We start from the raw sequence: 15370 nt of genomic DNA, 5'->3' as shown, positions 1-15370 counted from the left end.
ATCTAGCTAAAGCGCTAAAAAACGGTCATCATGGACCTCCGCGCAGAGCGCGGTTTTCAACGAGTGGGGGATTATGACACGCAAGAGGCGGGCGGATCGCCGCCTGGATCTCATTGCCGCCGCGCACCGGGCGATCATTCGGTACGGCACCGCTGGAGTGCATCTCAACCATGTCGCCGAGGAAGCCGGGCTGACCTCCGGGGCGGTTCTCTACCACTACCCCGACCTGAGCGAACTGCTGGTGGACGCCCACCACGCCGGGATGGAGCGGTTCTACGAGCAGCGTCTCAAGCGGATCAGCGGCATGCGCGACCCCGCCGAGAAGCTCGTCGTGACCGTCCGCTCGGGCCTGCCGCACGGGCCGGACGACCCGGACGTGCGACTGCTCAACGAGCTCGGCGGCGCCGCCGCCCGCAACAGGATGTACGCCCTGCTGCTCACCACGCTCTACGACCGGCAGGTCTCCATGTACCAGAGCGTTCTGGAGACCGGGGCCGCCCTGGGGGCCTTCACGCTGTCCAGCGACTCCCTGGTCATCGCGCGCAACCTGGTCGCGCTCGAGGATGCGTACGGTTATCGCATAACGGCCCGCCACCCGGTGATCGGCCCGGATGAGGCGGCGGAGCTCATCCTGTCCTACGCCCGGACCGCCACGGACAACCCGCTCAAGACGTCTCATTGAGGAATCAACACCCCGTCCTCGGCGGCCCAGGTGAGGGCTACCGAGGATCCCACCTGGACCTGGGTGGCCCCCTGTGTGGCCACCAGGACAGGAGCCGGGCGTCCGGCCACGTTGACCGACACGTGTGAGATGCCGCCGTAGAAGCTGACGTCGGCGACCTCTCCCCGCAGCACGCCCCCTCCCGGAGCCGCCTCCTGCGCGGCCGTCACGCCGTCGGCATCCGCTGCGTCCGCTGCGTCCGCTGCGTTTTCAGCCTCATCGGCGCCCTCAACGCTCTCAACGCCCTCAGCCGCCACGACCTCGCCGGACGCCACGTCTTCAGCGCCCTCGGTCGCCGCGTTCTCGGTCGCCGCGTTCTCGGCGCCCGCCCCGTCCTCAGCACCCTCGGCGTCGTCGTCCTCAGCACCCTCGGCGTCGTCGTCCTCAGCGCCCTCGGCGTCGTCGTCCTCAGCGCCCTCGGTCTCGGTCGTGCCGTCAGCCGCCTCGGCGTCCTCGGTCTCGACGTCCTCGGCCTTGGTGTTCTCCACCTCGGTGTTCTCCACCTCGGTGTTCTCCACCTCGGTGTTCTCCACCTCGGTCGCGCCGTCGCCCTCCTGGGCTTCCTCGGCCTCGGTCGCGCCGTCAGCCTCCCCGGCCTCCTCGGCCTCGCCGTTCTCGGTCTCGGTCGCGCCGTCGCCTTCCTCGGCCTCTTCGACGTCCGTCACGCCCTCAACGCCTTCGACGTCCTCAGCGTCCTCACCGGTCGTGACGTCCTCGGCGTTCCCGGCGTCCACCACGCTTTCGGTGTCCACCGGCTCCTGGATGATCAACCTGAGCCGCTCCGGCCGTACGGCGAGCAGCGCGGGGGTGCCCTCCTCCAGATCGGACGCGCCGGGCAGGACGCCGAGCGCGTCGCTGGACAGGCCGTCCGCGCACGCCTTGCCCTCGAAGAGGTTGTTGGCGCCCACGAAGTCGGCGACGAACGGCGTGCGCGGGCGCTCGTACAGTGTCACCGGCGCGTCCACCTGCTCCACCTTGCCCGCGCTGAAGACCGCGATCCGGTCGGCCAGCGACATGGCCTCCTCCTGGTCGTGGGTGACCACGACGAAGGTGATGCCGACCTCGTGCTGCAGACGCTTGAGCTCCAACTGCATCTCCGCGCGCACCTTCTTGTCCAGCGCGGACAGCGGCTCGTCCAGCAGCAGCAGGCGCGGCCGCTTCACGATCGCGCGGGCCAGCGCGACGCGCTGCCGTTGGCCGCCGGAGAGCTGCTGCGGCCTGCGCTTGGCCATCGCGCTCAGGCCGACCTTCTCCAGGACCTCCTCGACCCGCTCGCGGATCTCGGCCTTGCGCAGCTTCTCCCGCTCCAGGCCATAGGCGATGTTCTTGGCCACGGTCATGTGCGGGAACAGCGCGTAGGACTGGAACATGAGGTTGACCGGGCGGCGGTGCGCGGCCTGGCCGAGCAGGTCGGCGCCGTCGAGCGTGACCGTGCCCGAGTCGGGGGACTCGAAGCCCGCCAGGATCCGCAGGAGTGTGGTCTTGCCGCAGCCGCTCGGGCCGAGCAGCGCGAAGAACTCGCCCTGCCGGATCTCCAGGGAGACCTCCGACAGCGCCGTGACGTCGCCGAACCGGCGGCTGACACCTGTGATCTGCAGCATTAGGACAGCGACTCCGTCAGTCGGGTCATCCGCTGGGCCACGATCACCACGGTGAAGCTCACGGCCAGCAGCAGTGTCGCCAGCGCGTTGATCTCCGGGGTGACCCCGAAGCGGACCATTGAGTAAATGACGATGGGCAGGGTGGGCGTGGCCGGGGCCGCCGTGAAGAAGGCGATCACGAACTCGTCGACGGAGAGCGTGAACGCCAGCAGGGCGCCCGCCGCGATACCCGGCATGAGCTGGGGCAGCGTGACACGGGCGAACGTGGTGAGCGGTGTCGCGCCGAGATCCCTGGACGCCTCCTCCAGGGAGGTGTCGGCGTGGGTGAGCCGGGTGCGGACCACCGCGGTCACGAACGCCATGCCGAACACCGTGTGCGCCAGCAGCACCGAGTGCAGACCGAGGGTCATCTTGACCATGGCGTAGAACGCCAGCAGGCCGATGGCGAGTACCAGGTCGGGCAGTACGGCCGGCAGCACGCCGAGCCCGTCCAGCAGCCGCGACCTGCTGTGGCGGGCCAGGCCCACCGCCAGCAGGGTGCCGAGCACGGTGGCCAGCGCCGTGGACCCCACGGCCACGATCAGCGTGTTGACCAGGCCTTCGAGGACGGTGGCGTCCCCGGCCAGCTTGCCGTACCACTTCAGGCTGAAGCCGTGGAAGACGTAGGGCGACTTGCCGGAGTTGAACGACATGACGACGAGCACCACGATGGGTGTGTACAGGAATACGTAGGTCACCCAGAAGGGGACGTACAGCAGGCGGGGTCTACGCACGGCGGGAACTCCAGGCCTGCAGGAGCAGCAGGACGATCAGGACGGCGAGCAGCGCGAGCGTGAGGGCGGAGCCGAACGGCCAGTCGCGCGCCTTGAGGAACTGGTCCCTGATCAGGTTTCCCACCATGATCGAGCGACCTCCGCCGAGCAGCTCCGGGATGACGAAGTTGCCGAAGCTCGGCACGAACACGAACATGCACCCGGTGACCACGCCCGGCAGGGTCAGCGGCAGTGTCACCGACGCGAACGTGCGGGCGGGCCTGGCGCCGAGGTTGGCCGAGGCCTCGCGGAGCTGCGGGTCGAGCTTCTCGATCGCCGCGTACAGCGGGAGCACCATCAACGGCAGATACGAGTAGATCAGGCCGGTGACGATGGCGCCCCGGTTGTAGAGGAACTCGAACGGGCCCAGGCCGAGCTTGCCCAGCGCCGTGTTGACCAGCCCGTGACCGCTCAGTAGAACGGTCCAGGCGTAGATGCGGACCAGGAGGTTCGTCCAGAACGGCAGCACGATGGCGACCAGGGCGACCGTCTTCCACTTCGCGGGGAGCCGGGCGATCAGGTAAGCGGTGGGATAACCGATCAGCAGGGCGATCGCCGTGGCGATCGTGGCCAGCTCCAGCGAGTCGAGCACGACGTCCAGATAGAGCGGGTCGACCAGCCGGGTGAAGTTCTCCCCGGTCGTCTCGTAGACGACGCCGCCGAAACGCCCCCTGCGGAAGAACGCGTAGCTGAGGATCAGCGCCAGCGGGATCAGCAGGAACACGATCAGATAGGTCAGGCCCGGACCGATGAAGACCAGTCGTCCGAGCACACGCGACCGACGCGACCGCCATTTGGCGGACGCGCCGGAGACGGTGGAGCTTGTCACTTCGCGGCCTGGACCTCGGTGGACAGGCGGGTGAACTTGGTGGAGTCCTCACCCAGGTCGATGATCGACTCACCCTGAAGCAGCTGCGAGGGGGTCATCTGGAGCGGCGCGTTGTCCTCTTTGAGCTTGGCGGGAAGGGCGTCCATGGCGGCCTTGTTCGGGACCTTGTAGAGGATGTTCTCCGCGGCCCAGCTGTGGACCTTGGGGTCGAGGATGAAGTTGATGAACGCGTGCGCGGCTTCCTTGTTCTTGGAGCCCTTCAGCACGACCATCGTGTCCACCCAGAGGTCGCTGCCCTCCTTCGGCACCACGAACTTGATGTTCTTCTCGCTGGTCGGGCACCAGCCGTCCCACGCTTCGACCATCACGGCGTCGCCGGATTCGAGCTTCTTGCCGAAGGTGACGTCGTCGTAGCCGAGCAGGTTGGGCTTGGCCTCCAGCAGCTTCGCCCTGATCGCGTTGATGTCCTCGTCGCTCTTGGTGTTGACCGACTTGCCGAGCGCCTTGGCGGCGGGCAGCGCCAGCCAGCGCTCGGTGGTCATCATGGTGACCTTGCCCTTGGCCTCGTCCGACGGGTTGAGGATGTCGTTCCAGCTCGTCGGCGGCGTCTTCACCAGGTCGCTGCGGTAGCAGATGCCGGTGGTGCCCCAGGTGTAGGGGACGGAGAAGACGTTGCCCTTGTCGTAGGAGAGCTCCTTGGCCTCGGGGTAGAGGTTGGCCAGGTTGGGGATGAGCTCGGGGTGGATCGGCTCCAGCAGCCCGGCCTCGTTGAGGGCCTGGGCGTACTGGCCCGAGACGAAGGCCACGTCGATGCCGGTTTCGGCGCCGCTGGTCAGCTTGCCCATGATGATCTCGTTGGTGTCGTGCAGCGAGATCTTGAGGTCGACCTTGAGAGCGTCCTTGACCCTCTTGACCAGGTCCTCGGGGGTGTAGCCGGGCCAGACCGAGATGTTGAGGCTCTGCTTGGACAGGTCCGCGTTGGGGTCGAGCTGGGCGGACGAGGCGCTCGCGGCGGGCGCGGCGGCACTGTCCGTGGACCCTCCGCCGCAGGCCGAAACGGCGAGAGCGAGACCGGCGACCAGGACGGCGGCCGGAAGACGACGGGTGTACCGGACACGGGACACGACCGCTACTCCTTCAAAATTCAAGTGTAATTGGGGTAGACCGGCCGTTAGGGACACGGCAGACCAAAGCAGGAGTGTTGCAGCCAAGAATAACTTGGGCAAGACTTTGCCGGACATCACCCCTGGGAAGTTTGATCATTTTGTTGAATCCATCTTCAATATGGGATCGACTGGACACCGTGCCGCACGCAGGCGACGGCCGTACCAGCGCGCTTGTATCCGCCCTGAGCTGCGAGGTCTCCGACCCGTTCACGGTCCGCCACTTCCACCCGCTGCCCGGCCCGCCGATGACTGGTTTTTCAACCGATGTTCAACTGTTACCGTCCGACGGCGCTCTTCCGGCCGCCGAGCGGGGCTTCGACGTGGACCAGACCAACCATTCGGTGGTCGTCGGCGAAAGTGTGGTCGTCAAATGGCTCACCCCGCCCGCACCGCTCCCCCAGCCGACCCCGGACATGTTCGCCCACCTGACCGCGGTGGGTTTCACCGCCACGGCCACGCCGTACGCGGCCGTGTCCCGCCGGGGTGAGGACGGCGGTGAGCTACTGCTCGCCCTGGTCACCGCCTACCTGCCCGACGCCGGGGACGGCTGGGAGTGGTGCGTGGACGAGGCCGTCGCCGGCGGCACGGACTTCGCCGCCGACCTCGGCGTCCTGGCCGCCGACCTGCACGTGGCGATGGCCACCCCGTCGGAGACCTTTCCCGACCCGGTACGACACGCGCCCGCCGCCCCGCAGGCGGGGGCCGCCTGGTCCGCCCGCGCCGAGGAGGCGCTGCGGGAGGCGCTCGCGCTGACCGGCGGCGAGGACGGCGAGTGGCTCTCGGCCCACGCCGACGGGCTCCGCGCCGAGATCGCCCCGCTGGCCTGGGCGAACGCCACCCCGCTGATCCGCATCCACGGTGACCTGCACGTGGGCCAGATGCTCCGCTGGCGGGACGGCTACGCGGTGATCGACTTCGACGGCAACCCGACGGTCACCGGCGCCGACCCCTTCCAGCCCGCCGCCCGTGACCTCGCCCAGCTCATCACCAGCCTCGAACACGTCGGACAGGTCGCCGTCAGGCGCCGCGACGCCCACCCGCTGGTGATCTCCGCGTGGGCGGTCGCCGCCCGCGCCGCCCTGGAGTCGGCCTACTTCGCCCGCCTCGACGAGCGCGGGCACGCCGCCCTGCTGGATCGTTCCCTGCTGCGTCCGTTCGAGATCGAGCAGGAATGCAGGGAGCTCATCTACGCCGCCCGGCACCTGCCCCGCTGGAGCTATGCCCCCATGGGCGTCCTACGGTCCTGGTACCGGTAGCCGGATCGTCGACGGCGGCTGTGGCCGCACCGGCCCGCCGTGGCCGGACCCGGTGACCGACCCGCGCACCGGCAACCTGACCGAAGGAGAGAAAGTGAACCCCGAGCTGTACCTCGCCGATCTGGAGGCCAAGCCGTCCGCGCTGGCCGGCCTGGCGAGCGCGCTGGAGACCGATGACCCGTTCGACGGGATCCCCGCCGGGATCCGGCGGGTGCTCTTCCTCGGCATGGGCAGCTCCCGGTACGCCGCCGGGGTCGCCGCGCTGCGCCTGCGGGCGGCCGGTGTCGACGCGGTGGCCGAATACGCGTCGGCCGCCACCTCCTACCCGGCGGACCCGGACACCCTCGTCGTGGCGATCTCCGCCACCGGCGGCAGCCGGGAGACCCTCGACGCGGTCGCCCGCCACCGCGGCCGGTCCTTCGTGCTGGCGCTGACCAACAAGCCGGACTCGGCGATCACCGAGGGTGCCGACCTGGTGGTGCCGATGCTCGCCGGGGAGGAGCGAGGCGGGGTGTCCTGCCGGACCTTCCAGCACACCATCGGCCTGCTCCTAGCCTTGCGCGACCGCCTGGCCGGCGCGGGTGGCGTCCGGGCCGAGGTCGCCGGCCCCGGTCGGGACGTGCCCGGCCTGCTCCGCCGTACGGCCGAGGCCACCGCCGACCTGTTGGAGCGCCGGGACCGGTGGCTGGACCAGGCGCTGACCCTGCTCGACGGCCCGGACGGCGTCTACACGATCGCTCCCGCCGAGCGCCTGTCCTCTGCCGAGCAGGCCGCCCTGATGTTCCGCGAAGGCCCCCGCCGCGCCGCCGACGCCTGCGAGACCGGGGACTGGTCCCACGTGGACGTCTACCTGACCAAGACCCTCGACTACCGCGCCATCCTGTTCCCCGGCTCCCGTTACGACGACCAGGCCATGGACTGGATCCGTCAGCGCGGCTCCACCGTGCTGACCGTCGGCGGCGAACTGCCGGACGCCAAGGCCGCCGTCCGCTACCTCCACGACGACGACCCCGACGTCGCCCTGCTCACCGAGACCCTGGTGGCCGAGCTCGTCGCCGCCCACTGGTGGCTGGCCCAGCGCTGACGCTCCTGCCCACCGCGGTGGCCATTGCGGTGACAGCCGCAGCGCCCGCCGGAGATCGGAGGACCGTCCGGGGGCGTCGGGTCACAGGCGATGCAGGCCGCTGAGGACTCGCTCCAGCAGGTCGAGACCGGGTCCGCCCTGGTCGATCTGGGGATGGTGGACCCGTACCAGCCCCTCGCTCTCCATGTCGGAGACCAGGACGCGGGCCACGCCGAGGGGAATGCCCAGGAGAGCGGAGATCTCCGCGACGGAGCGGATCTGGCGGCAGAGCTCGCTGATGACACGGTATTCACGGATGTAGGACAGGCCGAGCTGGGCGGAGGTCGCCGAGGAGACCAGCGCCTCCATGGCGAGCTGGGTGCGCGGGGTGGTCCGGCCGCCGGTGACGGTGTACATCCGGACCAGCGAGCTCTCCTCCTCGGGCGGCTCACCGTACGGCGGACCACCGTATCCGGAGGCGTCTCCCGGCGGACCGTACCCGGGACGCTCCCCCGGGGGCGGGCCGTAGCCGGAGGCCGCGCCCTGCGCGCCGTATCCGGAGGCGCCCGGCCACGGCGAACCGTAGCCGGGACTGTCTTCCGCGGGCACCTCGTAGCCGTCTTCCGGCCCTCGCCCGTCGTTTCGGTATCCGCCCTGCATGGCTCAGCTCTCCCGGTTCGGGAGCTCGTTGCGGGCTTTGCGCACGCCCTGCTGGAAGCTCGACATTCGGTTGCGGACCCGCTCCGCCGACGGGGGGACCGCCGGTCGCTGCGGCTGGATCGGATCAGGGGACGGGCTCACCGATCCGGGCACCAGGTTCGCCTTCGGGGTGCGTTTGGGCAGACCCGATGTGGTCGTCCCGCCGAGCACGGGAGTGCTCGCGACCCGGGCGGCCTGCCAGCCGGTGTCGGCCGGAGAGGACCAGGCGGCGGGAGCGGCCGGGGCGGGCTTTCGCGCCTCGCCGGCCGTGGCGGCTCCGTCGGGCTCACCCGCCTCACCCTTGGAACCGGCTCCGCCCGCCTTATCCGTGGAGCCGGTTCCGCCCGCTTCACCCTTGGAGCCGGCTCCACCCGGCTGCCCGCCCTCGCCGGCGGAATCGGGGGTGACGATGCGGAACCAGCCCGACTCCACCGAAGCGAAGATCGGCAGGAAGTCCTCCTCCGCGTCCAGCGCCGAGGTCTCGACCTTGGGCAGCGGTCCGGTGGCGTCCGCCTCCGGCGGCCCCGAGGAAGGCCGGGGAGTCCGGCCCTCCTCGGGTCCGGCCGTGCGCGGGCGCTCCGCGGGAGGGTTCCACACGTTCGGCCCGGTCGCCCACCGCGGCCTGGCCTGCGGCGGTACGGCCGTCTCCCGCGAGACGGGCGCCGCCAGGAACGGGGCCATCGGCGGCGAGGTCGCCGGCGGGGCGGGCACCGTGTCGGGAATGGGCGGGAACGTCGGGCCGGCCATGCTCTCGGACATGCCAGGGAACGGGAACTCCGCTCCACCCAGGGCGGGGACCCCGGCGAGCGGGGACGTCCCGGCCGGGTGGAGCGGCCCGGCGGACTGAATCCCGGTCGGCCGGGACGCGTCCGGGATGGAGGCCAGCAGCGCCTCGGGGAGCAGGACCATGGCGGTCAGGCCGGTGCCCTGGGGCCGCAGCTGGACGCGGATGCCGTGTTTGAGAGCGAGGCGGCCGACCACGAACAGACCCATGCGGCGGGCGACCGACGCGTCGGCGGCCTGCGGGTTGGCCAGGCGCCAGTTCGCCTGGGAGAGCTCCTCCGGCACCATGCCGATGCCCTGGTCGGTCACCGAGACCATCACGCCGCCGCCGTCGATCCGGCTGCTGGACACCACGACCTTGCTGTCCTTCGGGGAGAAGGAGACCGCGTTCTCCACCAGCTCGGCGAGCAGGTGCACCACGTCGCTCACCGCGGGACCCGCGACGGCGACCTCCGACTGGACCCGGGTCACCACTCGATCATAGTTCTCCACCTCCGACAGCGAGGCCCGGACCACGTCCATCAGCTCGACGGGCTTCCGCCAGCGTCGTGCGACCTCCTGACCGGCGAGGACGAGCAGGTTCTCGCTGTTGCGGCGCATGCGGGTGGCGAGGTGGTCGAGCTTGAACAGGTCGGCCAGGCGCTGGTCGTCGCGCTCGCCGCGCTCCAGCCGCTCCACCAGGGTGAGCTGGCGCTCCACTAGCGTCTGGCTCCGGCGTGAGAGGTTGACGAACATCGCGTTGACCGTGTTGCGCAGCTTGGCCTCGTCTCCCGCCAGCCGTACGGCCTCCCGGTGAACCTCGTCGAACGCCCGGGCGACCTCGCCGATCTCGTCGCGGGAGACGACCCCGATCGTCGGCACCTCGGCGACGATCTCCCCGTCGGGGGACTCGCGAACCTGCTGGACGTAGGCGGGCAGCCGCTCCCCGGCGACCTCCAGAGCCTCCCGGCGCAGCCGCCGCAACGGCCTGACCAGCGAGCGCGCCACCCCCGTGGTGATCAGCAGCACGATCAGCAGCAGTCCGGCGACCGATCCGGCGACCAGCAGGGCGCGGCTCTGCTCGGCGTCGCCGAGTTGCTGGCTGCGGGTGATGATGTCCTGGGCGTGCCGCCGCTCGACGTCGCGCATCCGGTCGATCGTGACCGTCACCGCGTCGTACCACTCCTTCGCGTCGTCCTTCTTGCCCAGATCCAGCCCCTTCAGCGAGGCTCCGGAGGCCGCGCGGAGCAGGACCAGCTCCCGGAGGAACTCCGCCCGGTCGGCGCTCCGGCCGTTGACGGCCTCGTCGAAGAGGCGGCGCTGCTCGCTTCCGGCCTCGGCGGCGAAGGTCTTGCGCTCGTTGCGCTCGGAGGAGAGCGCGCCGAGGAACTTCTCCATCTGCTCCTGCTCGAACCGGCCGGCGACCAGCACCACCGACAGCAGCGCCCGCTGGAGCGAGGCTGCCTCCTTGGCGCGGGCGAGCGCGTCCAGGGTCAGCGCCTGGCCGAACAGCACGTCGTCGGCGCTGCCCTTGCCGAGCTCGTCGTGCAGGGAGAGCAGGTCGTCGATCACCAGGGAATAGGCGTCGATGGCCGCGTCGGGCAGCAGGGTCGACTTCAGCGCCTGCTCGCGCAGCGGCCCGAGGTCGTCCAGCCGGGTGATCACGGTCTCGACCTCGTCCTTGGTGCGCCCGGCCACCTCTTTCCTGAGCAGGGTGCCGCTGTCGCGGACGCGCGTCACCTCGGCGTCCACCGCGCCCATCTGGTCGCGTACGGCCTCCACCTCGCGTTCCGGGCGGCCGAGGGCGATGAACCAGGCCGCCCGGTCGCGTTCCTCGGCCAGCTCGTGGGTGAGGGCGCCGACGTGGTCCGAGAGCCTGGCCAGATCATTGACCTGCTGGTAGTCGTCGGCGGCTCGCATGGAGGCGAAGACCTGGACGCCGCCGAGCAGCACCGCCGCCGCGGTGGGGACCAGGATGAGCGCGACCAGCCTGGAGCGCACCCGCCAGTTGCGCAGGCGAAACCCGCTCCCCGCACCCTGGTTGTTCTGTGTACTCACCGAACACTGCCTCTCGGTGGATGAACCCGCTGGCCGAATTTCCCTTGGTCCCCGGTAATTCGAGCACATCTCCACCTGTGGGGCCAATCGAACACAGCTCCACAAATACTCACTTATGAGGCAGGAGGGGTAGAACCTGGAGCTCCATATCATGACTGGAACCCTCGTTTCGGCCGTCCAGATAACCTTATTAAGTATTTCTCGTACCCATATGGCCGTTTGCACCGTTCCAGAACGAGGGGCGGGTGGTAACGCGGCAGCGGCGCCCCGGTCTCTGGAAGATCACATGATTGTGATTCGCGATATTTCCCCCATATGTTGACTGCTTACGTCCGTCGCCTCTCCGAATCCGGGCGCCGAGCTTTGGAGGAGTTGGAGGAGTCAGTGACCCCATCCGACGGCGCCGCGATCGAGGTCCGCGGGCTGTGGAAGATCTTCGGCCCCCGGGCGGAGCGCGTTCTCAGCGGTCCCGACGCCCAGCTCGACCCGGCCACGCTTCGAGACAGGACCGGTTGCGTCGCCGCCGTCAGGGACGTCGGCTTCACGGTGCGCCACGGCGAGGTCTTCGTCGTCATGGGCCTGTCCGGAAGCGGCAAGTCCACCCTGGTCCGCTGCCTGACCCGGCTGATCGAACCGACCGCCGGGGAGATCTCGATCGCCGGTCAGGACGTGCGCGCCGCCTCCCCCGCACAGCTCAGGGAACTGCGCAGGCACCGGGTCAGCATGGTGTTCCAGCACTTCGGCCTCCTGCCGCATCGCAGGGTCCTGGACAACGTCGCCTACGGGCTGGAGGTGCAGGGCGTCCCCCGGGCGAGACGGCACGAGCGAGCCCGGGAGATCCTCTCCCTCGTCGGCCTGGACGGTTACGCCGACGCCCACCCCGACCAGCTCTCCGGTGGCATGCAACAGCGGGTCGGCCTGGCCCGGGCACTGGCCGTGGACCCCGAGGTGCTGCTGTTCGACGAGCCGTTCAGCGCGCTGGACCCGCTGATCCGCCGAGACATGCAGGCGGAGGTCGTCCGCCTGCACCGCGAGGTCGGCAAGACCATGGTGTTCATCACCCACGACCTGTCCGAGGCGCTCAAGCTCGGCGAACGCATCGCGATCATGCGAGCGGGCGCGATCGTCCAGCTCGGCACGGCCGAGGAGCTGGTCGGCGCCCCGGCCGACGACTACGTGGCCGACTTCGTCAGAGACGTGCCCAGGAGCGAGGTTCTCTCACTGCGCTGGATCTGCCGTCCGCCGGCGGAGGACGACCACCTCGACGGCCCCGCGCTCCCGGCGGCCACCGTCATCCGCGACGCCGTACCGGCCGCGATGGAATCGGCTCGGCCGATCCGTGTCGTGCACGACGGGAAGCTGATCGGCGTGGTCGACCGCCTGGACATCCTCGCGGCGATGGCCGGCGGCCCGGTACGGGACCGGCAGAGCACCGAGGCCGGTGCATGACCTCCCAGCCGGCGGCGCTCTCCCCCGCGCAGGCCGCTCCGCCGACCTCGCACTCCCGGGCGGGAGCGCCGCCCTGGCTGGCGCCCCTGGTCGGCGTGGCGGCGACGGTGGTGGCCTACCTGCTCTTCCGGGGAACCGCCCTGCTCCCTCACGACGACGACGCCGCGCCGTTCCGGTTCGTCAATGACGTACGGGACTGGGTGGACGCCAACCGCAACGAGAGCCCCCTGTTCCTGTTCCTGGTGAACTACGTGCGGTTGTTCGTCGGCGGTCTCTACGACGGTCTCCACCTGGTGCTGCACGGCCTCGGCTGGGTGGGGCTGATCGGAGTCGCGGGCGCGCTGGGCAGGCTCGCGGGCGGCGGGCGGATCGCGCTGGTCGCCGTGCTGGGGTTCGGCTCGTTCGGGGTGCTCGGGCTGTGGGAGGCGAGCGTCGACACGCTCGCGCTCGTGCTCGCCGCGGTCCTGCTCTCGCTGCTGGTCGGGCTGCCGCTGGGCGTGTGGGCAGGCCGTTCGATACGGCTGCGCCGCCTGCTCACCCCGGTCCTCGACGTCATGCAGATCATGCCGACGTTCGCCTACCTGGCGCCGATGGTGCTGTTCTTCCAGATCGGGTACGCCTCGGCCACGGTCGCCACGATGATCTACTCGATCCCGCCCGCGATCAGAATCACCGCGCTGGCCATCGAGCATGTCTCCCCGACCGCGGTGGAGGCCTCCACCGCGCTCGGCGCCACCCGCTGGCAGACGCTGCGCAAGGTCCACATCCCGATGGCGCGCGCCACGATCGCGCTGGCGATCAACCAGACCGTCATGATGGCGCTGTCCATGGTGGTGATCGCGGCGCTGATCGCGGCTCCGGGGCTGGGCTCGGACATCATCCGCGGGCTGTCGCGCGCCAACGTGGGCGTGATGCTCCCGGCGGGCATCGCGATCGTGGTCATGGCCGTCGTGCTGGACCGGATCACCATGGCCGCCGCGGCGCGTGAACCCGCGCCGCCCGGCGCCCTCTCCTCCCGGCTCCGGCTCGCCGTCGCGGCGGCGATCCTCCTCGCCACCGGGCTCATGGCTCTCCTTTTGCCCGCCGAATTCCCCCAAAGCTGGGTGATCCGCTTCGCCGGTCCGGTGAACGAGGCCGTGAACTGGGCCAAGTTCTCCTGGTACGGCGTCACCGAAGCGGTCAAGAACGCCTCCACCGAGGCACTCCTCAACCCCCTGCAGACCGTGCTCACCACCGCTCCCTGGTGGCTGGTCGCCGCGGTCGTGCTCGCCATCGCCTGGCGGACCGGCGGGCCGCGATCCGCCGTCACCGCGGTGACCTGCCTGCTCGCCACGGCACTGCTCGGGCTGTGGCAGCACACCATGGAGACGCTCACCACCGTGCTGGCCGGTGTGGTGCTGGCCTTGATCGTCGGGCTCCTGCTCGGCATCGCGGCGGCGCGCTCGCCCCGGTTCGCCGCCGTGCAACGGCCGCTGCTCGACGCGGCGCAGACCATGCCCGCGTTCGTCTACCTGCTGCCCGCCCTGGCGCTTTTCGGCGCGACCCGCTTCACCGCGATCTTCGCCTCGGTGATCTACGCGGTGCCTCCGGTCGTCCGGCTGGTGGAGGACGGGATCAGGAACGTGCCCCCGGCCGTGGTGGAGGCGGCGCGCTCCTCCGGCTCCACCGAGCGGCAACTGCTGTGGAAGGTGCAGCTGCCGATGGCCCGCCGGGCGATCCTGCTCGCCGCCAACCAGGGCATCGTCATGACGCTCGCCATGGTCGTGGTCGGCGGGCTGGTGGGCGCGGGCGGCCTGGGCTACGACGTCGTCTCGGGGTTCTCCCAGCGCACCGACTTCGGTATGGGCTTCGCCGCCGGAGTGGCCACGGTGCTGCTCGGGGTCATGCTCGACCGGATCACCCAGGGCGCCGACGGGCGCCCTTCCCCCCGAAAGTCTCCCCGAAAGAAGAGGATCGCATGAGGATCGGACGCAGGGTTCGCCTGCTCGCCGGTGTTCTGACACTTGGACTGGCCGCCGCGGGCTGCGGCGGCGCCAAGGTGGACACCGGCACCGGCTCGGCGCAACCGTCCGCGGGCGCCACCGGTTCGTCGGCACCGGCCGCGAACGGCACGGTGAAGATCGCCATCAACCCCTGGGCCGGCTACGAGGCCAGCGCCGCGGTGCTCTCCTACCTGATGGAGGACAAGCTCGGCTACAAGGTCGAGAAGAAGGAGCTCGCCGAACAGGTCTCCTGGGAGGGGTTCGAGAGCGGTGACGTCGACCTCGTCGTGGAGAACTGGGGGCACGACGATCTGAAGAAAACCTTCATCGAGGAGAAGAAGGTCGCCGTCGAGGCCGGCTCCACCGGGAACAAGGGTGTCATCGGCTGGTACATCCCCAAGTGGATGACCGACAAGTATCCCGGCATCACCGACTACAAGAACCTCAACAAGTACGCCGAGCTGTTCAAGACCTCGGAGTCGGCCGGCAAGGGCCAGTTGCTGTTCGGTGACCCGTCCTACGTCAGCAACGAAGAAGCGATCATCAAGAATCTGAAGCTCGACTACAAGGTGGTCGTGGGCGGCAGCGAGGCGGCACTGATCGAGTCCGCCACCCAGGCACAGCAGCAGAAGAAGCCGCTGCTGTTCTACTTCTGGAACCCGCACTGGCTGTTCAACCGGGTCGAGCTGGCCCGGGTCAACCTGCCGCCGCACACCGACGGCTGCGACGCCGACCCCAAGAAGGTCGCCTGCGACTACGCCGAGCTGGATCTCGACAAGATCGTGAGCAAGAGGTTCGCCGACACCGGCGGCAAGGCCTACCAGCTGGTCAAGAACTTCTCCTGGACCAACGAGGCGCAGAACTCGGTGGCCAACGACATCACCAACAACGGGCTCAGCGCCGAGGACGCGGCCAAGAAGTGGGTGGAGGCCAATCCCACGGTATGGTCCTCCTGGATTCCCCAGTAACTGA

The 15370-nt window shown here is 69.8% G+C and carries 12 protein-coding genes; 6 read left to right on the top strand and 6 right to left on the bottom strand.

Annotation, left to right across the window (positions count from 1 at the left end; translation table 11 throughout):
* Positions 1-73: 73 nt before the first annotated feature.
* Positions 74-682, top strand: coding sequence for a TetR/AcrR family transcriptional regulator (locus ACQPYK_RS10010; protein ID WP_433253428.1), 609 nt, complete (start codon positions 74-76; stop codon positions 680-682).
* On the opposite strand, the gene ACQPYK_RS10005 is transcribed toward ACQPYK_RS10010, so the two are convergent.
* The 4 genes from ACQPYK_RS10005 to ACQPYK_RS09990 are packed head-to-tail and all read right to left on the bottom strand — an operon-like array spanning position 676 to position 5087.
* The gene (locus ACQPYK_RS10005; protein ID WP_433253426.1) at positions 676-2322 is read right to left on the bottom strand and encodes an ATP-binding cassette domain-containing protein; all 1647 of its coding nucleotides are present in this window, start codon (positions 2320-2322) and stop codon (positions 676-678) included. The genes ACQPYK_RS10010 and ACQPYK_RS10005 overlap by 7 nt on opposite strands.
* Positions 2322-3095: an ABC transporter permease gene (locus tag ACQPYK_RS10000; RefSeq protein ID WP_433253424.1), complete on the bottom strand. Its 774-nt coding sequence runs from the start codon at positions 3093-3095 to the stop codon at positions 2322-2324. The genes ACQPYK_RS10005 and ACQPYK_RS10000 overlap by 1 nt, the downstream gene beginning before the upstream one ends.
* Positions 3088-3963 (bottom strand): ABC transporter permease, encoded by an 876-nt coding sequence (locus ACQPYK_RS09995; RefSeq protein WP_433253422.1) that lies wholly within the window; start codon positions 3961-3963, stop codon positions 3088-3090. The genes ACQPYK_RS10000 and ACQPYK_RS09995 overlap by 8 nt, the downstream gene beginning before the upstream one ends.
* On the bottom strand, positions 3960-5087 hold the full coding sequence (locus tag ACQPYK_RS09990; RefSeq protein ID WP_433253420.1) for a polyamine ABC transporter substrate-binding protein: 1128 nt from the start codon (positions 5085-5087) through the stop codon (positions 3960-3962). The genes ACQPYK_RS09995 and ACQPYK_RS09990 overlap by 4 nt, the downstream gene beginning before the upstream one ends.
* Positions 5088-5266: 179 nt before the next feature.
* On the opposite strand from ACQPYK_RS09990, the gene ACQPYK_RS09985 reads away from it, so the two are divergent.
* On the top strand, positions 5267-6385 hold the full coding sequence (locus ACQPYK_RS09985) for a hypothetical protein (protein ID WP_433253418.1): 1119 nt from the start codon (positions 5267-5269) through the stop codon (positions 6383-6385).
* A 94-nt stretch (positions 6386-6479) separates the two neighbouring features.
* On the top strand, positions 6480-7469 hold the full coding sequence (locus ACQPYK_RS09980; protein ID WP_433253416.1) for an SIS domain-containing protein: 990 nt from the start codon (positions 6480-6482) through the stop codon (positions 7467-7469).
* Between the two features lie 81 nt (positions 7470-7550).
* Here the strand turns inward: ACQPYK_RS09980 and ACQPYK_RS09975 are convergent, their stop codons facing one another.
* Positions 7551-8108: a DUF742 domain-containing protein gene (locus ACQPYK_RS09975; RefSeq protein WP_433253414.1), complete on the bottom strand. Its 558-nt coding sequence runs from the start codon at positions 8106-8108 to the stop codon at positions 7551-7553.
* 3 nt (positions 8109-8111) lie between these two features.
* Complete coding sequence (locus tag ACQPYK_RS09970) at positions 8112-10967, bottom strand: nitrate- and nitrite sensing domain-containing protein (RefSeq protein WP_433253412.1); 2856 nt, start codon at positions 10965-10967, stop codon at positions 8112-8114.
* 384 nt (positions 10968-11351) lie between these two features.
* Between ACQPYK_RS09970 and ACQPYK_RS09965 the strand changes: the two genes are divergently transcribed.
* From ACQPYK_RS09965 to ACQPYK_RS09955, 3 genes are read left to right on the top strand one after another with little or no spacing between them, the layout of a single operon-like run.
* On the top strand, positions 11352-12416 hold the full coding sequence (locus ACQPYK_RS09965) for a quaternary amine ABC transporter ATP-binding protein (RefSeq protein ID WP_433253410.1): 1065 nt from the start codon (positions 11352-11354) through the stop codon (positions 12414-12416).
* Positions 12413-14377 carry an ABC transporter permease gene (locus ACQPYK_RS09960; RefSeq protein ID WP_433253408.1) on the top strand — a complete coding sequence of 655 codons (1965 nt, stop codon included), beginning with the start codon at positions 12413-12415 and terminating at the stop codon, positions 14375-14377. Before ACQPYK_RS09965 ends, ACQPYK_RS09960 begins: the two co-directional genes overlap by 4 nt.
* Complete coding sequence (locus ACQPYK_RS09955; protein WP_433253407.1) at positions 14374-15366, top strand: ABC transporter substrate-binding protein; 993 nt, start codon at positions 14374-14376, stop codon at positions 15364-15366. Before ACQPYK_RS09960 ends, ACQPYK_RS09955 begins: the two co-directional genes overlap by 4 nt.
* The last annotated feature ends 4 nt before the right edge of the window (positions 15367-15370 follow it).

Source organism: Streptosporangium sp. CA-135522 (genome assembly GCF_050949235.1).
Classification (GTDB): domain Bacteria; phylum Actinomycetota; class Actinomycetes; order Streptosporangiales; family Streptosporangiaceae; genus Streptosporangium.
The sequence above is the reverse complement of the archived record's forward strand: the minus strand, read 5'-3'. Positions and strand labels throughout refer to the sequence as shown.